Raw genomic sequence first — 20,055 nt, forward strand, 5'->3', positions numbered from 1 at the left:
CCGGCAGACTGGGCGGCGTGGAGTGGCTGCGCGTGCTGATCGCCGTCGCCGGCGGCCTCCTGCTGCTCTGGCTGCTGATGCTGGCGGTCCTGTGGCGGGCCCGCCCCGACGGGCTGACGGCGCGGGACGCGCTGCGGTTGCTGCCCGACCTGGTGCGCCTGGTGCGCCGGCTGGCCGCCGACCGGTCGCTCCCGCGCGGGGTGCGGGTGCGGTTGTGGCTCCTGCTGGCGTACCTGCTCTCCCCGGTGGACCTGGTGCCCGACGTCGTGCCGGTGCTGGGCTACGCCGACGACGTGGTCGTCGCCGCCTGGGCGCTGCGCGCGGTGGTCCGCCGCGCCGGCGACGAGGCCCTCGTCCGGCACTGGCCCGGGGAGGCGGCCGGGCTGGCCGTGGTGCGCCGCCTGGCCGGGCTCAGCCCGCGAACGGAGGGCCTCCCACCGCACGGCTGAGCTCGGGGGCGAGGTCGCCCCGCTCGACGACGACGACGTCGTCGAGCGCCATCCAGCGGGCCATGTCCCGCAGCTCCGCGGACAGTGCCGCGGCCACCTCGGGGCGCTCGATCCCCTCCTCGCCGTGCGCGGCCTGCACGCGAAGCACACCGGCCCGGCGGTCGGCCTTGAGGTCGACGCGGGCGACCAGCCGGTCACCGAGGAGGAAGGGCAGCACGTAGTAGCCGTGCACCCGCCTGACCGCCGGGGTGTAGATCTCCAGCCGGTAGCGGAAGCCGAAGATCCGCTCCACCCGCGGGCGCTCCCAGATCAGGGAGTCGAAGGGGCTGAGCAGCGCACGGGCCCGGATCCACCGGGGACGGCGGGCCTCGGGGTCGAGCCAGCCGGGACGGTTCCAGCCGACGACCTCGACGGGCAGCAGCTCACCGGCGTCCGCCAGCTCGGTGATCGCCGTCCGCGCGTCGGCGGGGCTCAGCCGGAAGTAGTCGCGCAGGTCGGTCTCGGTGGCCACCCCCAGCGCCCGGGCGGCGGTGCGGACCAGCTCCCGGACGGCGTCGCCCCGGGCGGGGGTGGGGGCGTGCAGGACGTCGGCCGGCAGCACCCGCTCGGGCAGGTCGTACACGCGCTCGAAGCCGGCCGTGCGCGCGGTGGCGGTGAGCGCGCCGGTGAAGAACAGGTACTCCAGCGCCGCCTTGCCGGCGTGCCAGTTCCACATGCTCCCCGGCCGGTTGGGCCGCTCCTCCTGGAGCTGGCTGGCCTTGAGCGGGCCGTCGGTGCGCACCCGTTCCAGCAGCGCCGCCACGAACTCCGGCCGCTCCCGCTGCACCCGGGTCATCGAGCCCCATGCCTCCTGCTCGGCCGCGGCCATGCGCCAGCGCAGGAACGGGTGCAGGCGCACCGGCAGGAACGAGGCCTCGTGCGCCCAGTACTCGAACAGGTCGTGCCGCCGGTTGGACAGGTCGTCGAGCGCCGCCCGTGGATAGGGGCCGAGCCGGCTGAACGCCGGCAGGTAGTGCGAGCGGGACAGCACGTTGACCGAGTCGATCTGCACGACGGCCAGCCGGTCGGTGAGCCGGCGCAGCTGCCGGGTGCCGACGGCGGTGTCCGGCCGCGGCTCGGCGAAACCCTGGGCGGCCAGGGCGATGCGCCTGGCCAGCGCGGCCGGCAACCGTTCGACGCTGCTCACGTCGGCAGATACTGCCCGCCGGGTACGACGCCCGCGGGCGCGGCCCTACGCTGCCCCGGTGACGTCGGATCTCCCATTCCCCCGCCTCACGGGCTCGGCCGAGGTGTCGGTCCGCCCGGCGCGCCCGGACGATGCCGTCGCCGTCGCGCGCGTCCAGGGGACGACGTGGCGGACGGCGTACCGCGCCGTCCTGCCCGCCGCCGTGCTCGACGCCTGGGACGACGAACAGGTGCAGAGCACCTGGCGCGCGGCGATCTCCGCACCTCCCTCACCCGCTCACCGGGTGCTGGTGGCCGTCGAGGCCGACACGGTCGTCGGCTTCGCCGCCGTCGTCCCCACGGGCGAGGACGCGGGCACCGCCGAGCTGGCAACGCTGCTGGTCGAGCCGCGCTGGGGGCGCCGCGGGCACGGCAGTCGGTTGCTGGCGGCGGTCACCGACCTCGCGGCCATCGACGCGACCCGCCGGCTGGAGGTCTGGCTGCCGGAATCGGACCAGGCGTCCGCGGCCTTCTTCGAGTCTGCGGGGTGGGTGCCCGACGGCTGGGCGCGCACGCTCGACACCGGCGACGCACCGCTGCGCGAGCTCCGATGGCACACGCTGCTGGAGGACGAGGAGGACCCGACACCGTGACCTTCACCGGCTTCCCGGACGACGGGCTGGTCTTCTACGAGGGGCTCGAGGCCGACAACAGCAAGACCTACTGGACCGCCCACCGGGACGCGTACGACATCTGCGTCCGAACCCCCATGCTCGCCCTGCTGGACGAGCTGGCCGCCGAGTTCGGCCCGGGCAAGGTCTTCCGCCCGTACCGCGACGTGCGGTTCAGCCACGACAAGACGCCGTACAAGACCCACCAGGGCGCCGTGGTGAACCCCGAGGGCCGCGGGGCGGGCGCCTGGTACGTGCAGATCTCCGCCGACGGCCTGCTGATCTCCGGTGGCACCTGGCGGCTCGAGTCGGACCAGATCGGGCGGTACCGCCGCGCCGTGGCCGACCCCGTGCAGGGTCCCCGGCTGGAGGCAGAGGTCGAGCGCCTGCGCGCGACCGGCTGGGAGATCCAGGGCGACCGTCTCGTACGGGTGCCGGCCGGCTACTCCGCGGACGACGACCGGCTCGAGCTCCTGAAGCACAAGGCGCTGCACGCCACCCGCCACTGGGAGCCCGACGACTGGCTGCACACGCGGGAGACCCTGGACCGCGTCCGCGCCGGGTGGCGCGACCTGCAGCAGCTCAACGCGTGGTTCGCCGACAACGTCGGGGCGACGACGAAGGAACCACGCCCCCGCCGCTGACCACGGCACTCACCACCCCGCACTCGGACGGCGCCGTGCGCTCATGACGCCGCCGGGAACGGCGGACGACAATGCTCCGCCGCGCTCACCGGTCCCGGGCGCACGCCGACGGACGCGCACGGCGGAGCGCGGGCATGGCGCTGGTGCGACCGGGTCCGGGCATGCCGCAAGGGGCCCCAGCACGGATGCTGGGGCCCCTTCGGGAATGGTTGTCCGGCGGCGTCCTACTCTCCCACCCCGTCTCCAGGGCAGTACCATCGGCGCTGAAAGGCTTAGCTTCCGGGTTCGGAATGTGACCGGGCGTTTCCCTCTCGCCATGGCCGCCGTAACTCTGTGAACATGTACGAACCGGCTGGTTCGTGCGTTCAGAACCGCACAGTGGACGCGTGACATCTTGTTATCCGAGCTCGTTCACAGCACCAGAAGGTAGGTGTGTGTGGTCAAGCCCTCGGCCTATTAGTACCGGTCAGCTCCACACCTTGCGGTGCTTCCACTTCCGGCCTATCAACCCGCTGGTCTGGGCGGGGGCCTTACCCGGTTGACCCGGTGAGAGACCTCATCTTGAAGCGAGCTTCCCGCTTAGATGCTTTCAGCGGTTATCCCTGCCGAACGTAGCTAACCAGCAGTGCACCTGGCGGTACAACTGGCACACCAGAGGTTCGTCCGTCCCGGTCCTCTCGTACTAGGGACAGCTCTTCTCAAGTCTCTTACGCGCACGGCGGATAGGGACCGAACTGTCTCACGACGTTCTAAACCCAGCTCGCGTACCGCTTTAATGGGCGAACAGCCCAACCCTTGGGACCTACTCCAGCCCCAGGATGCGACGAGCCGACATCGAGGTGCCAAACCATCCCGTCGATATGGACTCTTGGGGAAGATCAGCCTGTTATCCCCGGGGTACCTTTTATCCGTTGAGCGACACCGCTTCCACATGCCGGTGCCGGGTCACTAGTCCCAGCTTTCGCTCCTGCTCGACCCGTCGGTCTCGCAGTCAAGCTCCCTTGTGCACTTGCACTCGACACCTGATTGCCAACCAGGCTGAGGGAACCTTTGGGCGCCTCCGTTACATTTTGGGAGGCAACCGCCCCAGTTAAACTACCCACCTGACACTGTCCCTGATCCGGATCACGGACCGAGGTTAGACATCCAATTCGACCAGAGTGGTATTTCAACGGCGACTCCACGAACACTGGCGTGCCCGCTTCGCAGTCTCCCACCTATCCTACACAAGCCGAACCGAACACCAATATCAAGCTATAGTAAAGGTCCCGGGGTCTTTCCGTCCTGCCGCGCGTAACGAGCATCTTTACTCGTAGTGCAATTTCGCCGAGCCTGTGGTTGAGACAGCTGAGAAGTCGTTACGCCATTCGTGCAGGTCGGAACTTACCCGACAAGGAATTTCGCTACCTTAGGATGGTTATAGTTACCACCGCCGTTTACTGGCGCTTGAGTTCTGAGCTTCGCGCCCGAAGGCACTAACCCGTCCCCTTAACGTTCCAGCACCGGGCAGGCGTCAGTCCGTATACATCGTCTTACGACTTCGCACGGACCTGTGTTTTTAGTAAACAGTCGCTTCTCACTGGTCTCTGCGGCCACCCACCGCTGCCCACCGCAAGGGTGTTGACAGTAGATGGCCCCCCTTCTCCCGAAGTTACGGGGGCATTTTGCCGAGTTCCTTAACCACAGTTCGCTCGATCGCCTCGGTATTCTCTACCTGACCACCTGAGTTGGTTTGGGGTACGGGCCGCTCGGAACTCGCTAGAGGCTTTTCTCGGCAGCATAGGATCATCCAATTCGCCTCATTCGGCTATGCGTCGGGCCTCACCCTGTATGTCCGACGGATTTACCTATCGGACGGGCCACACCCTTGCCCCGGTACTACCACTCACCGGTAGGACTACCTTCCTGCGTCACCCCATCGCTTGCCTACTACCAGTCCGGGTCCCCAGCTAGTCCGGATTGCCCACAAGTGGGCGCACCGGCGTCGGTGGGTTAGCATCGCTGGGTTCAGCATGGGCGTTCCTTCGCGGGTACGGGAATATCAACCCGTTGTCCATCGACTACGCCTGTCGGCCTCGCCTTAGGTCCCGACTCACCCTGGGCGGATTAGCCTGGCCCAGGAACCCTTGGTCTTCCGGCGGGGGAGGTTCTCACTCCCCTCTCGCTACTCATGCCTGCATTCTCACTCGTGTGGCGTCCACGGCTGGATCACTCCGCCGCTTCCACCGCCACACGACGCTCCCCTACCCATCCACACACCTGGCCGGCACCCCAAAAGGTGTCGGCGGGCTAACGTGTGAATGCCACGGCTTCGGCGGTGTGCTTGAGCCCCGCTACATTGTCGGCGCGGAACCACTTGACCAGTGAGCTATTACGCACTCTTTCAAGGGTGGCTGCTTCTAAGCCAACCTCCTGGTTGTCTCTGCGATCCCACATCCTTTTCCACTTAGCACACGCTTAGGGGCCTTAGCCGATGATCTGGGCTGTTTCCCTCTCGACTACGAACCTTATCGCCCGCAGTCTCACTGCCACGCTCTCACTTACCGGCATTCGGAGTTTGGTTGACGTCAGTAACCTTGTGGGGCCCATCGGCCATCCAGTGCTCTACCTCCGGCAAGAAACACGTGACGCTGCACCTAAATGCATTTCGGGGAGAACCAGCTATCACCGAGTTTGATTGGCCTTTCACCCCTACCCACAGCTCATCCCCCAGGTTTTCAACCCTGGTGGGTTCGGTCCTCCACGCGGTCTTACCCGCGCTTCAACCTGGCCATGGGTAGATCACTCGGCTTCGGGTCTAGGGCACGCGACTCAATCGCCCTGTTCGGACTCGCTTTCGCTACGGCTACCCCACACGGGTTAACCTCGCCACGTACCGCTAACTCGCAGGCTCATTCTTCAAAAGGCACGCAATCACCCCTCCACCGAAGTGGATAAGGCTCTCACGGCTTGTAGGCACACGGTTTCAGGTACTATTTCACTCCCCTCCCGGGGTACTTTTCACCTTTCCCTCACGGTACTAGTCCGCTATCGGTCACCAGGGAGTATTCAGGCTTAGCGGGTGGTCCCGCCAGATTCACACCGAATTTCACGGGCTCGGTGCTACTTGGGAGCAAGCTCGGGAGAGACTGAGTTTTCGTGTACGGGGCTCTCACCCTCTACGGCGACCCCTTCCAGAGGCCTTCCACTAACACAAGTCTTTTATGACTCCCTGCACCCCCGGCAGGAGGTGCTGAACTGTCCCACGACCCCGACCACACAACGCCTGCCGGCTATCACATGCGATCGGTTTAGCCTCATCCGCTTTCGCTCGCCACTACTCACGGAATCACTGTTGTTTTCTCTTCCTGTGGGTACTGAGATGTTTCACTTCCCCACGTTCCCTCCACACGCCCTATGTGTTCAGGCGCGGGTCACACCACATGACTGGTGCGGGGTTCCCCCATTCGGAAATCCTCGGATCAACGCTCGGTTGACAGCTCCCCGAGGCTTATCGCAGCCTCCTACGTCCTTCATCGGCTCCTGGTGCCCAGGCATCCACCGTGTGCCCTTAACAACTTGGCCACACAAAAATCCCGCTCCTCGCCCCCGGAAGGAAACAAGAAACGGGCCTACAAACTGAAACTCTGCTTCAGAGTCAGAAGATGCTCGCGTCCACTGTGCAGTTCTCAACGTACGACCAGCCACCCCCCACACCGTCCCGCCAGACCCGCCACCCCCACAGGGGCGACGACGGTACGAGAACCAGGAGGCCCTGACACAAGAGACCGGTTCCCCGCTCCCTCAGGACCCAACAGCGTGCCTACGAACCGACCAACCCCCACCACCCCGTTCCCCACCACACACCCCCCAAGAGGAGCGCGCGGCCGTACTAGGAGCAGCACCAGGCTGCCGGCCGAACTGGTCAGCGTTCCACCCTCGAGCACCACCCCGAACACCCGTGACCCACCAGGACTGGTGAACCATCACGGTCCGAGCGCGGCTCTGGACCACACCCACGAGGGGCGCGGCCAGTGCTCCTTAGAAAGGAGGTGATCCAGCCGCACCTTCCGGTACGGCTACCTTGTTACGACTTCGTCCCAATCGCCGATCCCGCCTTCGACGGCTCCCTCCCACAAGGGGTTGGGCCACCGGCTTCGGGCGTTACCGACTTTCGTGACGTGACGGGCGGTGTGTACAAGGCCCGGGAACGTATTCACCGCAGCGTTGCTGATCTGCGATTACTAGCGACTCCAACTTCATGGGGTCGAGTTGCAGACCCCAATCCGAACTGAGACCGGCTTTTTGGGATTCGCTCCACCTCGCGGTATCGCAGCCCTTTGTACCGGCCATTGTAGCATGTTTGCAGCCCTAGACATAAGGGGCATGATGATTTGACGTCATCCCCACCTTCCTCCGAGTTGACCCCGGCAGTCTCCTATGAGTCCCCGACATTACTCGCTGGCAACATAGGACGAGGGTTGCGCTCGTTGCGGGACTTAACCCAACATCTCACGACACGAGCTGACGACAACCATGCACCACCTGTGCACGGCCCTTACGGACCCCCCATCTCTGGAGGATTTCCGTGCATGTCAAGCCTAGGTAAGGTTCTTCGCGTTGCATCGAATTAAGCAACATGCTCCGCCGCTTGTGCGGGCCCCCGTCAATTCCTTTGAGTTTTAGCCTTGCGGCCGTACTCCCCAGGCGGGGCGCTTAATGCGTTAGCTGCGGCACGGAGACCGTGGAATGGCCCCCACACCTAGCGCCCAACGTTTACGGCGTGGACTACCAGGGTATCTAATCCTGTTCGCTCCCCACGCTTTCGCTCCTCAGCGTCAGTAGTTGCCCAGAGACCCGCCTTCGCCACCGGTGTTCCTCCTGATATCTGCGCATTTCACCGCTACACCAGGAATTCCAGTCTCCCCTGCAACACTCAAGTCCGCCCGTATCGACTGCAGGCCCGAGGTTGAGCCTCGGGATTTCACAGCCGACGCGACGAACCGCCTACGAGCTCTTTACGCCCAATAATTCCGGACAACGCTTGCACCCTACGTATTACCGCGGCTGCTGGCACGTAGTTGGCCGGTGCTTCTTCTGCAGGTACCGTCACTCTCGCTTCGTCCCTGCTGAAAGAGGTTTACAACCCGAAGGCCGTCATCCCCCACGCGGCGTCGCTGCGTCAGGCTTTCGCCCATTGCGCAATATTCCCCACTGCTGCCTCCCGTAGGAGTCTGGGCCGTGTCTCAGTCCCAGTGTGGCCGGTCACCCTCTCAGGCCGGCTACCCGTCGTCGCCTTGGTAGGCCACTACCCCACCAACAAGCTGATAGGCCGCGGGCCCATCCCTGGCCGATAAATCTTTCCACCACCAGACCATGCGGTCAGCGGTCACATCCGGTATTAGCCCCAATTTCTTGGAGTTATCCCAGAGCCAGGGGCAGGTTGCCCACGTGTTACTCACCCGTTCGCCACTGATCCCCCCGCAAGCGAGGTTCACCGTTCGACTTGCATGTGTTAAGCACGCCGCCAGCGTTCGTCCTGAGCCAGGATCAAACTCTCCGTAGATGATTTGATCACAGCTGAGAACCGCGAGCTGACACTCGCGATATCAATCAACCAAAGGAATCCCTGCCACAACCACAAGAGCCATGGCACGGGGTATTACTTGGCACTGACTTTCGGCACGCTGTTGAGTTCTCAAGGAGCGGACGCGCAGGAAGTAGACCCTCGCGGGCTTCGTCCCTGGCTGGATGTCCAACTCTACGCCGGTTTCCAGAGGCCCGCTAGAGGGGCCATCCGGTCCGGCGGCCCTCCCGGGCCGCGCGGCGCAAAGAGAAAGTTACGCGGCGGTGAAGACCGTGTCAAACCCGGGGGTCGTGACGCGCGCCACGCGGCCCGCGTCCGGGGTGGACCTCTCGGGAGACCCGTGCTGGACCTGCGGGTGCTGCTCGGCGCGGGATCCGCTCACAGCCCCAGGAAGCTCTCGATCCCCACCGTGAGACCCGGGCGGCGTCCGATCTCCCGGACGGCCAGGAGGACGCCGGGCATGAAGGAGGCCCGGTCGAACGAGTCGTGCCGCAGGGTGAGGCTCTCCCCCGCCGCACCGAGGAGCACCTCCTGGTGGGCGACCAGCCCGGTCAGCCGCACGGCGTGCACGGGCACCCCTTCGACGTCGGCGCCCCGGGCCCCCGGCAGCTGGTCGGAGGTGGCGTCGGGCGCGGGCGGCAGGCCGGCGGCGCGACGGGCGGCTGCGACCAGGCGGGCGGTACGCAACGCGGTCCCCGAGGGAGCGTCGACCTTGTTGGGGTGGTGCAGCTCCACGATCTCCACCGAGGGGAAGAAGCGGGCCGCCTCCCGGGCGAAGCGCATGAGCAGGATCGCGCCGATGCCGAAGTTGGGCGCGATCACGACGCCCAGGTCGGGCTTCGGCTCCAACCACTCCGCGACGGTGGCCAGCCGGGCCTCGTCGAAGCCGGTGGTCCCGACCACGCAGTGGATGTTGTTGTCGATGCAGAACCGGATGTTGTCCATGACCACGTCGGGCCGGGTGAAGTCGACGACCACCTGGGCCCCGGCGTCGGCCACGTTGAACAGCCAGTCGCCGTCGTCGACCATCGCCACCAGCTCGAGGTCCTCGGCGTCGTTGACCGCCTTGACCACCTCCGTGCCCATGCGGCCACGGGCGCCGAGCACCCCCACGGGGATCAGGGCGGGGTCGCGGTCGGCAGTGGGCTGCTGGTCGGCGTCGCTGGTGGTCACCCGGTCAGGTTTCCCGGCCCGCGTCGCGGACGCAAGACAGCGGACGGGTCACCGCTTCCGTCGGGTGGCCCAGGCCCACGCCAGCGAGCCGACGAGGACCCCCACGACGTCGGCGATCAGGTCGGCCGGCGACGCCGATCGCGCCAGCGGGGTCAGGCCCTGCACCAGTTCACTGGCGACGGCGTAGAGCACCAGCCCCGCCGCCACCGGCGTACCGCGCCCCCCGGCCCACCGGGCGCTGATCGCCAGACCGGCGAACAGGAGCAGGTGCACGACCTTGTCGACCCCCGCCGGGGCGGACGGCACGTCGGACGCGGGAGCGAAGAGCACCACCACCGACACGAGCAGGACCAGCGCCAGGACGACGCGGGACAAGGTCCCGCCGACGGCGCCCACGGTCCCCTCAGAGACGATCGAGGTCGGACTCGCGGTAGGGGCCGACCACCGCCAGGCACATCTCCTGGCCGAACAGCCCGCCCGCGACGGAGCGCACCTGCGACTCCTCCACGGCGTCGATCCGGGCCAGCACGTCGCGCACCGGCACGTACTCGCCGTAGGAGAGTTCGCTCTTGCCCAGCCGGCTCATCCGGGAGCCGGTGTCCTCGAGGCCGAGGACGAGCCCGCCCCGGAGCTGGCCACGGGCCCGCGCCACCTCCTCGGCGGTCAGCCCGTCGGCGGCGACCCGGTCGAGCTCCTCCCGGACCAGCCGCAGCACCTCGGGGACCCGCTTCTTCGAGCAGCCGGCGTAGACGGAGAAGGCCCCCGCACCCGCGTAGTGGCTCAGCGCCGAGCCGACGCTGTAGACCAGCCCGCGCTTCTCGCGGATCTCCTGGAACAGCCGTGAGCTCATCCCTCCACCCACGGCGGTGTCGAGGACGGCGGCCACGTACCGGCGGTCGTCCAGCCGGCCCATCGCCGGCGTGCCGAGCAGCAGGTGCGTCTGCTCGGTGCGCCGGGAGATCAAGCCGGCCGGGCTCGCCGGGCGGGTCAGCTCGACGTCCCCGGTGCGCAGCGGGGCAGGGCGCGCCGATCCGGTGAGCCGGTCCCCGAACGCGGCGGTGACCAGGTCGAGCACCTGCTGGTGGTCCACCCGCCCGGCCGCCGTCACCACGATGGACGGCACCGCATAGCGGGACCGGTACCAGCCGTCGACGTCGTCGCGGGTGAGCCCCTCGATCGACTCGACGGTGCCCAGCACCGAGCGCCCCAGCGGGGTGTCGCCGAAGAGGGTCTCGGCGAACAGGTCGTGGACGGCGTCGGCGGGCTCGTCGTCGCGCATGGCGATCTCCTCCAGCACCACCGTGCGCTCGGACTCGAGATCGGCCGCGGTGTTCGTCGCGTCGGTGACCAGGTCCGCCAGCAGCGTCACGGCCAGGGGCAGGTCGCTGGCGAGCACGTTCGCGTAGTAGCAGGTGTGCTCCTTCGCGGTGAACGCGTTCATCTCACCGCCGACCGCGTCCATGGCCGTCGCGATCTCCAGCGCACCGCGGGAGGAGGTCCCCTTGAACAGGAGGTGCTCGAGGAAGTGCGACGACCCGGCAACCGCCGGCGTCTCGTCCCGCGAGCCCACGCCCACCCAGATGCCGAGCGTCGCCGACAGCACGCCCGGCATCGTCTCGGTCAGGACCCGCAGGCCCCCCGGCAGCTCGGTGCGTTCCACCCGGCCGCCGACCTCGTCGAGGTCGAGCAGCGCGGTCGTCCCTACGGGAACCGGGGCGGGTGCCTGCGCACCCGCCCCGGCCCGGATCAGATCAGTCGTGATCACTCACCTGCAGGAGCGGCCTCGGCCGGAGCCTCGGCGTCGGCGCCCTCGGCGGCGGAGTCCCCGCCGTCGGCGGCGACCGGCGCGAGGCTGATCTTGCCGCGGGCGTCGATGTCGGTGATCTCGACCTGCATCTTGTCGCCGACGTTCGCGACGTCCTCGACCTTGTTGATCCGCTTCCCGCCACCGAGCTTGCTGATGTGCACGAGGCCGTCCTTGCCCGGGAGCAGGGACACGAAGGCGCCGAACGGCGTGGTCTTGACGACCGTGCCGAGGAAGCGCTCGCCGACCTTGGGCATCTGCGGGTTGGCGATGGCGTTGATCCGGTCCACCGCGGCCTGCGCCGAGGGGCCGTCGGAGGCGCCGACGTAGATGGTGCCGTCGTCCTCGATGGTGATGTCCGCGCCGGTCTCGTCCTGGATCGCGTTGATCATCTGGCCCTTGGGGCCGATGACCGCGCCGATCTTGTCGACCGGGATGCGCACCGTGGTCACCCGCGGGGCGTAGGGGCTCATCTCGTCGGGGCCGTCGATGGCCTCGCCCATGACGTCGAGGATGTGCAGCCGGGCCGCGCGGGCCTGGGTCAGCGCACCGGCGAGGACGTCGGAGGGGATCCCGTCGAGCTTCGTGTCCAGCTGGAGGGCCGTGACGAAGTCCTTCGTGCCGGCGACCTTGAAGTCCATGTCACCGAAGGCGTCCTCGGCCCCGAGGATGTCGGTCAGCGCGACGTACTCGGTCTTGCCGTCGACCTCGTCGGAGACCAGGCCCATGGCGATGCCGGCCACCGGGGCGCGCAGCGGCACACCGGCGTTGAGCAGCGCCAGCGTGGAGGCGCAGACCGAGCCCATGGACGTCGAGCCGTTGGAGCCCAGCGCCTCGGACACCTGCCGGATCGCGTAGGGGAACTCCTCGCGGTCGGGGAGCACCGGCAGCAGCGCCCGCTCGGCGAGCGCACCGTGGCCGATCTCGCGCCGCTTGGGCGAGCCCACGCGGCCGGTCTCGCCGGTCGAGTACGGCGGGAAGTTGTAGTTGTGCATGTAGCGCTTGCGGTTGTCCGGCGACAGCGTGTCCAGCTGCTGCTCCATCCGGAGCATGTTCAGCGTGGTGATCCCCAGGATCTGGGTCTCGCCCCGCTCGAACAGCGCCGAGCCGTGCACGCGGGGCACGACCTCGACCTCGGCCGAGAGCGGCCGGATGTCGGTGAGGCCACGACCGTCGATGCGGACCTTGTCGCGCAGGATCCGCTGCCGGACGACCTTCTTCGTCAGCGCGCGGAAGGCACCGGAGATCTCCTTCTCGCGGCCCTCGAACTGGCCCGCGAGCGCGGCCTTGACCTCGTCCTTGAGCGCGTCGGTGGCGTCCTCGCGCTCCTGCTTGCCGGCGATCTGCTGCGCCTGGGCGAGCTTGTCGCCGACCTGCGCCTCGACCGCGGCGTAGACGTCGTCCTGGTAGTCCAGGAACCGCGGGAACTCGGCCACCGGCTTGGCGGCCTTCTCGGCGAGCGCCGACTGCGCGTCGCACAGCGCCTTGATGAACGGCTTGGCGGCCTCGAGGCCCTGGGCCACGACCTCCTCGGTCGGCGCGGGGGCGCCGCCGGCGACCAGCGCGATCGTCTTCTCGGTGGCCTCGGCCTCGACCATCATGATTGCGACGTCGCCGTCGGGCAGCACCCGGCCGGCCACGACCATGTCGAAGACGGCGTCCTCGAGCTCGGCGTGCGTCGGGAAACCGATCCACTGACCGTCGATGAGCGCGACGCGGCAGCCGCCGACCGGGCCGGAGAACGGCAGGCCCGACAGCTGGGTGGACGCGGACGCCCCGTTGATCGCGAGGACGTCGTACAGGTGGGCCGGGTCCAGCGACATGACGGTGATGACGACCTGGACCTCGTTGCGCAGCCCCTTGGCGAAGGTCGGGCGCAGCGGGCGATCGATCAGCCGGCAGGTGAGGATGGCGTCCTCGGACGGCCGGCCCTCGCGACGGAAGAACGAGCCGGGGATGCGCCCGGCGGCGTACATCCGCTCCTCGACGTCGACGGTCAGCGGGAAGAAGTCGAACTGCTCCTTGGGCTGGCGGCCGGCCGTGGTGGCCGACAGCAGCATGGTGTCGCCCATGGTGACGACGACGGAGCCGGCGGCCTGGCGCGCGAGCCGGCCGGTCTCGAAGGTGATGCTGCGGCTGCCGTGGGTGCCGTTGTCGATGACGGCGGTGGCGGTGGTGACCCCGTCCTCGGGGTCGAACTCGGCGGCGATGGGGCCGCTGGTGGTGGGTGCGGACACGTTGTCCTTCTCTCGTCTGGTCGCGCCCGGCCCCTTGCCGGGTGCGACTTCCTCTTGCGGCGATGCACGCCGTCGTACGTCCGGGGCGACCGGTCTTCGATCGAAGCCCTCGGGCTCTCCGGTTCCCCGATGAAGGGGAACCGATGCGTCCCGGAGGCCACTACCGAGGACCGGCCCTCTCGCGGAGTGCGCCGGGCGGGCAGGCCGTGGCCCGTGCGGCGGGTGCCGCACGAGAGAGGGGACCGTCCCGGTGTGACCCGGGATGGTCCCCTCGACGTGCTATCGGCGCAGGCCGAGCCGCTCGATCAGCGAGCGGTACCGGTTGATGTCGGTCTTCGCCAGGTAGTTCAGCAGCCGGCGGCGCCGGCCGACCAGCAGCAGCAGCCCGCGGCGGCTGTGGTGGTCGTGCTTGTGCATCTTCAGGTGCTCGGTCAGGTCGCTGATCCGGCGGGTCAGCATCGCGACCTGCACCTCGGGCGAACCGGTGTCCCTCTCGACCGTCGCGTAGTCGGTCATGATCTGCTGCTTGAGCGCGCTGTCGAGCGCCATGGTTCGCCTCCTGGGCGGATCTCGTGTGGCCCCCGGTCTGACTCACGAGGGCAGGTCTCACACACGTCGGTCGCCCGACGTCGGGTATCACACTACCTGCCCTCCGGGCAGGACCGCGGCCAGGTGCCGTCCCGGCCCGCGCTGAGCGCGCCCCGTCTCGCGTCGGGGAGCATCCGGCCCCCGCTCTTCGAGACCCGCTTCGCGGGGCTGGCCCCCGCCGTTCCCGGGGGGGACCTCCGGTCCCCCGCTCGGCACGGCGCTCAGGCGATCCCGAGCACCTGGCGGGTGTCGGCGACGTCCTGGGCCATCGCGGCGAGCAGGCCGTCGACGTCGGCGAAGGCGGCCATCGGCCGCAGCCGACGGGCGAACTCCACGCCGACGTGCTCCCCGTAGAGATCGCCGTCGTAGTCGAGGACGAAGGCCTCCACCGTGCGCCGGCTGCCCTGGAAGGTCGGGTTCGTGCCGACCGAGATCGCGGCCGGCAACCGTTCCCGGCTGGCGCCGCTGCGCGGGTCGCGGGTGACCAGGTGCCCGGCGTAGACACCGTCGGCGGGGATCGCGGTGTAGGCCGGGGTCTCCACGTTGGCGGTCGGGTACCCGAGTTCCCGGCCGCGGCGGTCGCCACGGACGACGACGCCGTCGACCCGGTGCGGGCGTCCCAGCGCCCGGGCGGCGGGGACCATGTCACCGGCGGCGACGCAGGCCCGGATGTAGGTCGAGGAGATGGTGACTTCGCCGTCCTCCGACGAGTCCTGTGCCAGGGGGACGCCCTCGACGGCGAAACCGAACCGGCGGCCCTCCTCGGTGAGGCTGGCGACCGTCCCGGCGGCGCGGTGGCCGTAGGTGAAGTTCTCCCCCACCACCACCTGCGCCGCGTGCAGCCGCTCCACCAGCACGGTGTGGGTGAAGGTCTCGGGCGGCAGCTTCATGAACTCGGCGGTGAACGGCAGCACGCACATCGCGTCCACCCCGAGGTCGGCGACCAGCTCGGCCTTCCGGTCCAGCGAGGTGAGGATCGCCGGGTGGGAGCCCGGCCGCACCACCTCGGCCGGGTGCGGGTCGAAGGTGAGCAGCAGGCACGGACGGCGCATCGCCCGCGCCCGCGCCACGGCCGCCCCGATCAGTGTCTGGTGACCGCGGTGGACGCCGTCGTACATCCCGACGGTGACCACCGTCCGGCCGAGATCACCGGGGGTGGCCTCCAACCCCCGCCAGCGCAGCACGCGACCCGCTCCCGCCCCGGTCAGGAGACCCGGTGCAGCCAGCCGTGGGTGTCGGCCACCCGCCCGTGCTGGATGTCGAGCAGGGCCTCGCGCAGCCGCATCGTCAGCGGCCCCGGCGTCCCGTCGCCCACGGTGAAGTCCCCGGTGCGGGCCTTGACCTCGCCGACGGGGGTGATGACGGCCGCGGTTCCGCAGGCGAACGTCTCGCTGACCGAGCCGTCGGCCACCCCGCTGCGCCACTCCTCGACGCTGACCTTCCGTTCGCTCACCCGGTGGCCCAGGTCGCGCGCCAGGGCGATCAGCGAGTCGCGGGTGATGCCCGGCAGCAGCGTGCCGGTGAGCTCGGGGGTGACCAGCTCGGCGTCGTCGCCGGAGCCGAGGACGAAGAACAGGTTCATCCCGCCCATCTCCTCGACGTACTTCTTCTCCACCGCGTCGAGCCAGACGACCTGGTCGCAGCCGGCGTCGATCGCCTGCTCCTGGGCCAGCAGGCTGGCGGCGTAGTTGCCGGCGCACTTCACGTCGCCGGTGCCGCCGGGCGCGGCCCGGATGTAGTCCTCGGAGAGGTAGACCGAGACCGGCTGGACCCCGCGCGGGAAGTAGGCGCCGGCCGGGCTGGCGATGACGAGGAAGAGGTACTCGTGGGCCGGCCGGACACCGAGGAAGGCCTCGCTGGCCAGTTGGTACGGGCGCAGGTACAGCGTCTGGTCGGGACCGGTGGGCACCCAGTCGCGGTCGGCGTCGACCAGGGCGTCGACGGCGGAGAGGAAGGCCGACTCGGGCACCGGCGGCATCGCCAGCCGCTTGGCGCCGCGCACGAAGCGGGCGGCGTTGGCCTCGGGCCGGAACGTGGCCACGCTGCCGTCGGGCTGGGCGTAGGCCTTGAGCCCCTCGAAGATCGACTGCGCGTAGTGCAGCGCGGCGGTACCCGGGTCCATCTGCAGTGGCCCGTACTGGGTCAGCCGGGCGTCGTACCAGCCTTCGCCGACCCGGTAGCGGGCCACGAACATGTGGTCGGTGAAGTAGCGGCCGAAGCCCGGGTCGGCCAGCAGCTCCTCGCGCTCCGTGGTGGAGCGGCGGCGCACGTCCTCCACGACCACCGGCACGCCCTCGGTGAAGAACCGGGAGGAGGTACGGCTGTCGGCGAGCGTGTCGGTCATGGCTCCCACCTGGGCGTGCTGCGTCATGGCGCCGGTTCGGCGGCGCACCGGACCGGCACCGGCCCCACGGGGGTGTGGGACCGGCGCCGTCACAGTAGCCCCGGTCAGGCCTGGTGCTCCTGGTTGGCCTTCGGCCCGGCGTACTCGAGCACCTCGTAGGTCCAGACGTGAGCCGAGTGCGGAGCGGCGGAGGCCAGGGTGTCACCGCCCCCGTCGTGGGCGCGGTCGAAGTCCTGGCTCGACTGCCATGCCTCGTAGGCCTCGACGTTGCTCCACCGGGTGTAGACCAGGTACTGGTCGGTGCCCTCCACCGGGCGGAGCAGCTCGAACCACTCGAACCCCGGCGTGCTCTCGACGGCTCCGGCCCGCCCGCGGAAGCGCTCCTCGAAGCGTTCCTGCTTGTCCTGCGGCACGGTGATCGCGTTGATCTTGACGACGCTCATGGCCCTCACCTTCCCGGGGCGCGCGGCGGTCAACCGCGGGTGCGGCACCCTGGGGGCGTGACGTCCGACCGCACCGTCGACCTCGGCTTCGCCCGCCTCGACGTCGACCGCGCCGCCCGCACCGGCACACCGGAGGTGGTGTACGCCGCCGGCAAGACCCCGGCGCAGACGGTGGCCTGCCTGGCCGGCCTGCTCGAGGGCGGGGCGGGTAGCGCCTGGGCCACCCGGGTGGACGGCGACACGGCCACGGCCATCCGCGACAGGTGGCCCGACGCGGTGATCGACGAGGAGGCGCGCTGCGCCGTCGTGGGGGCGTTGCCAGAGCCGGTCGGCGAGGTCCTCGTGCTCACCGCCGGGACGTCGGACGGGCCGGTGGCCGCCGAGGTCGCCGCCACGCTGGCCGCCTGCGGGGTCGGTTGCCGGCGGGTGGACGACGTCGGCGTGGCCGGCGTCCACCGGGTCCTCGCCGTCGCCCCCGACCTGGCCGCGGCCGACGCGGTCGTGGTCGTCGCGGGGATGGACGGCGCCCTGCCGAGCGTGGTGGCGGGGCTGACCGACCGGCTGGTCGTCGCCGTGCCCACCTCGGTCGGCTACGGCGCCGCGTTCGGGGGGCTGGCCGCGCTGCTCACCATGCTCACCGCCTGCGCCCCCGGCGTCCTCGTGGTCAACATCGATAACGGCTTCGGCGCCGGCGTGGCGGCCGCGCGGATCGCACGCTCCGCCCAGCGGTAGCCGGCGCCGGCTCAGCCGGGCGGGAAGCCCACCGCGACCCGCGCCGTCCTCCCGGCGTCCTCGACGAGGGCCGCGAGGCGGCCGTCGGGGCCGATGGCGGCGTGCAGGCCGTCGGCGCCCGTCGCCGGGATCCGCTGGCCGTAGCCGAGCGCCCGCGTCTCCTCGGCGGTGAGGACCCGCTCGGGGAAGACCAGCCGCGCCGCCTCGGTGAGCCCCAGAAATCCTGGTCCGCCGCCGGCGACGAGGGAGGCCGCGGCGTCCTCGACCACGCCGGCCTGCGCCACGGTGAACGGCCCGGAGGCGGTCCGGCGCAGCGCGGTGAGGTGCCCGCCGACGCCGAGCGCGGCGCCGGCGTCGCGCGCGATCGCGCGGATGTAGGTACCGGCGGTGCAGTCGACGGTGACGTCGACGTCGACCAGCTCGGGGGTCGGTCGGGTGATCCGGTGCACCTCGAGCCGGTGCACGGTGACCGAGCGGGCGGCGAGCTCCACCGTCTCGCCGGCACGCACCCGGTCGTAGGAGCGGCGGCCGTCGACCTTCACCGCGCTGACCGCGGAGGGGACCTGCTGCAGCGGACCGGTCTGCGCGGCCAGCGCCGACCGGACGGCGTCGTCACCGACGTGCGTGGCCGACGTCGTGGCCAGCACCTCGCCCTCGCGGTCGTCGGTCACGGTGGACTGGCCGAGGCGGATCGTGGCCTCGTAGGTCTTGTCGTGCCCGCCGACGTGGCCGAGCAGCCGGGTGGCCGCCCCGACGCCCAGGACCAGCAGCCCGGTGGCCATCGGGTCGAGCGTGCCGGCGTGGCCGACCTTGCGGACCGACAGCGCGCGGCGGGCGCGGGCGACGACGTCGTGCGAGGTCATGCCCCCCGCCTTGTCCACCAGGAGCAGACCGGGCGGGACGTCGGCGTCGGGGCGCTTGGGGCTCACGCGTCTACCGTCTCAGGCGCGCCGAGCCAGCGGTCCCCCGCCACCCGGACCAGCACCCCGACCAGGCGCAGCACGATGAACAGCGTCAGCCCGGTCCAGATCCCGGCGAGGCCCCAGCCCAGCGGCGCCGACAGCAAGGACAGCGGCAGGAACCCCACCAGGGCGGCGCCGATGGTGAGCGTCCGCAGGTACCCGACGTCACCGGCGCCCATGAGCACGCCGTCGAGCGCGAAGACGACGCCCGCCAGCGGCTGGAACCCGGCCAGGAACCACCAGACGACTCCGGCCTGGGCGAGCACCGCCGGGTCGTCGGTGAACAGCGGTGGCAGCACGTCCCGCAGCGTTAGGAGGACGAGGGCGACGAGGCAGCCGGTGCCCAGTCCCCAGAGCGTCACCCGGCGGGCGGTCGCCCGGGCGTGGCCGGGTCGGCGCGCGCCGAGCGCGTGGCCGACCAGGGTCTGCGCGGCGATGGCGTAGGCGTCGAGCACCAGGGCCAGGAAGAAGAACAGCTGCAGGGCGATCTGGTGGGCGCCCAGGGCCGCCGTCCCGGCGCGCGCGGCGACCCCGGCGGCGACCAGGAACGACAGCTGCAGGACCGCCGCCCGCAGCAGCAGGTCCCGGCCGATGACCAGCTGGCGGACGATCGCCACCGGGCGCGCCCGCCAGGCGGCCCCCTCGCGCAGCAGCGCGCGCACGAACAGCGCCGCGGTGAGCCCCTGCCCGGCCACGTTGGCCACGGCCGAGCCGACCAGCCCGAGCCCGACCGGGTGCACCAGCACCGGGCACAGGACGAGGCTGAGGGCGCTGCCGGCGAGGACGTAGCGGACCGGGCGGCGCAGCTCCTGGACCCCGCGCAGCCAGCCGTTGCCGGCCAGGGAGATCAGCAGGAGCGGAGCGCCCAGGGAGGCGACCCGGAGCCACCGCTCCCCCGCCTCGGCGACGGGCCCGGCGCCGCCCGCGAGCACGCGCGTGAGCGGCCCGGCCAGCAGCTGGAACAGGACCAGCACGAGCAGGCCCAGCGCGACCGCCAACCACGTCGCCTGCACGCCCTCGGTGACCGCGCCCTGCCGGTCGCCCGCCCCTGCCCGGCGGGCGGCCCGCGCGGTGGTGCCGTAGGCCAGGAAGTTCAGCAGGGCCGCGGCCCACGCCAGGAGGCCGCCGCCGACGGCGAGCCCGCCGAGCGCGACCGTGCCGAGGTTGCCGATGACCGCGGTGTCCACCAGGAGGTACAGCGGCTCGGCCGCCAGCACCACGAGCGCCGGCAGCGCCAGGGACAGCACGGACGGACCGCGCCGAGGGGCAGGAACGGCC

Annotated in this window: 15 protein-coding genes and 3 rRNA genes; 4 read left to right on the forward strand and 14 right to left on the reverse strand. The window is 70.0% G+C overall.

The features are described from left to right. Positions 1-17: 17 nt before the first annotated feature. Positions 18-449: a DUF1232 domain-containing protein gene (locus ABDB74_RS14875; RefSeq protein ID WP_346619515.1), complete on the forward strand. Its 432-nt coding sequence runs from the start codon at positions 18-20 to the stop codon at positions 447-449. On the opposite strand, the gene ABDB74_RS14880 is transcribed toward ABDB74_RS14875, so the two are convergent. Next, positions 412-1,635, reverse strand: coding sequence for a DNA glycosylase AlkZ-like family protein (locus ABDB74_RS14880; RefSeq protein WP_346619516.1), 1,224 nt, complete (start codon positions 1,633-1,635; stop codon positions 412-414). The two genes, ABDB74_RS14875 and ABDB74_RS14880, sit on opposite strands and share 38 nt — an antisense overlap. A 58-nt stretch (positions 1,636-1,693) precedes the next feature. Here ABDB74_RS14880 and ABDB74_RS14885 point away from each other — a divergent pair, with 58 nt between their 5' ends. Continuing rightward, complete coding sequence (locus ABDB74_RS14885; protein WP_346619518.1) at positions 1,694-2,266, forward strand: GNAT family N-acetyltransferase; 573 nt, start codon at positions 1,694-1,696, stop codon at positions 2,264-2,266. Further along, positions 2,263-2,928 (forward strand): DUF2461 domain-containing protein, encoded by a 666-nt coding sequence (locus ABDB74_RS14890; RefSeq protein WP_346619519.1) that lies wholly within the window; start codon positions 2,263-2,265, stop codon positions 2,926-2,928. The genes ABDB74_RS14885 and ABDB74_RS14890 overlap by 4 nt, the downstream gene beginning before the upstream one ends. A 211-nt stretch (positions 2,929-3,139) precedes the next feature. On the opposite strand, the gene rrf is transcribed toward ABDB74_RS14890, so the two are convergent. From rrf to ABDB74_RS14945, 11 genes are all read right to left on the reverse strand, one after another. Continuing rightward, a 5S ribosomal RNA gene (rrf, locus tag ABDB74_RS14895) occupies positions 3,140-3,256 on the reverse strand. Positions 3,257-3,364: 108 nt separating this feature from the next. Next, positions 3,365-6,492 (reverse strand): 23S ribosomal RNA (locus tag ABDB74_RS14900). 460 nt (positions 6,493-6,952) lie between these two features. Then, positions 6,953-8,473, reverse strand: a 16S ribosomal RNA gene (locus tag ABDB74_RS14905). Together the 16S, 23S and 5S rRNA genes form the textbook arrangement of a ribosomal RNA operon. Before the next feature lie 399 nt (positions 8,474-8,872). After that, entirely contained in the window at positions 8,873-9,667 is a 795-nt protein-coding gene (gene dapB / locus ABDB74_RS14910) for a 4-hydroxy-tetrahydrodipicolinate reductase (RefSeq protein ID WP_346619520.1), read from the reverse strand. A gap of 48 nt (positions 9,668-9,715) precedes the next feature. Continuing rightward, positions 9,716-10,063, reverse strand: coding sequence for a VanZ family protein (locus tag ABDB74_RS14915; RefSeq protein ID WP_346619521.1), 348 nt, complete (start codon positions 10,061-10,063; stop codon positions 9,716-9,718). A 7-nt stretch (positions 10,064-10,070) separates the two neighbouring features. Then, the gene (locus ABDB74_RS14920; RefSeq protein WP_346619522.1) at positions 10,071-11,432 is read right to left on the reverse strand and encodes a pitrilysin family protein; all 1,362 of its coding nucleotides are present in this window, start codon (positions 11,430-11,432) and stop codon (positions 10,071-10,073) included. Continuing rightward, on the reverse strand, positions 11,429-13,708 hold the full coding sequence (locus tag ABDB74_RS14925; protein ID WP_346619524.1) for a polyribonucleotide nucleotidyltransferase: 2,280 nt from the start codon (positions 13,706-13,708) through the stop codon (positions 11,429-11,431). The genes ABDB74_RS14920 and ABDB74_RS14925 overlap by 4 nt, the downstream gene beginning before the upstream one ends. Positions 13,709-13,987: 279 nt before the next feature. Next, positions 13,988-14,257: a 30S ribosomal protein S15 gene (rpsO, locus tag ABDB74_RS14930; RefSeq protein ID WP_346619525.1), complete on the reverse strand. Its 270-nt coding sequence runs from the start codon at positions 14,255-14,257 to the stop codon at positions 13,988-13,990. A gap of 260 nt (positions 14,258-14,517) precedes the next feature. Then, entirely contained in the window at positions 14,518-15,480 is a 963-nt protein-coding gene (locus tag ABDB74_RS14935; RefSeq protein ID WP_346619526.1) for a bifunctional riboflavin kinase/FAD synthetase, read from the reverse strand. 20 nt (positions 15,481-15,500) lie between these two features. Continuing rightward, complete coding sequence (locus tag ABDB74_RS14940) at positions 15,501-16,640, reverse strand: branched-chain amino acid aminotransferase (protein ID WP_346619527.1); 1,140 nt, start codon at positions 16,638-16,640, stop codon at positions 15,501-15,503. A 104-nt stretch (positions 16,641-16,744) separates the two neighbouring features. After that, on the reverse strand, positions 16,745-17,083 hold the full coding sequence (locus ABDB74_RS14945) for an antibiotic biosynthesis monooxygenase (RefSeq protein ID WP_346619528.1): 339 nt from the start codon (positions 17,081-17,083) through the stop codon (positions 16,745-16,747). Positions 17,084-17,140: 57 nt separating this feature from the next. Here ABDB74_RS14945 and larB point away from each other — a divergent pair, with 57 nt between their 5' ends. Next, complete coding sequence (larB, locus tag ABDB74_RS14950; RefSeq protein WP_346619529.1) at positions 17,141-17,815, forward strand: nickel pincer cofactor biosynthesis protein LarB; 675 nt, start codon at positions 17,141-17,143, stop codon at positions 17,813-17,815. A gap of 11 nt (positions 17,816-17,826) precedes the next feature. Here larB and truB read toward each other — a convergent pair whose 3' ends face one another. Further along, a complete protein-coding gene (gene truB, locus ABDB74_RS14955; RefSeq protein WP_346619530.1) occupies positions 17,827-18,744 on the reverse strand; it encodes a tRNA pseudouridine(55) synthase TruB in 918 nt (305 codons plus the stop codon). Further along, entirely contained in the window at positions 18,741-20,024 is a 1,284-nt protein-coding gene (locus ABDB74_RS14960; protein WP_346619531.1) for an MATE family efflux transporter, read from the reverse strand. The genes truB and ABDB74_RS14960 overlap by 4 nt, the downstream gene beginning before the upstream one ends. Between the last annotated feature and the right edge of the window lie 31 nt (positions 20,025-20,055).

Source organism: Blastococcus sp. HT6-4, assembly GCF_039679125.1.
Taxonomy (GTDB): Bacteria; Actinomycetota; Actinomycetes; order Mycobacteriales; family Geodermatophilaceae; genus Blastococcus; species Blastococcus montanus.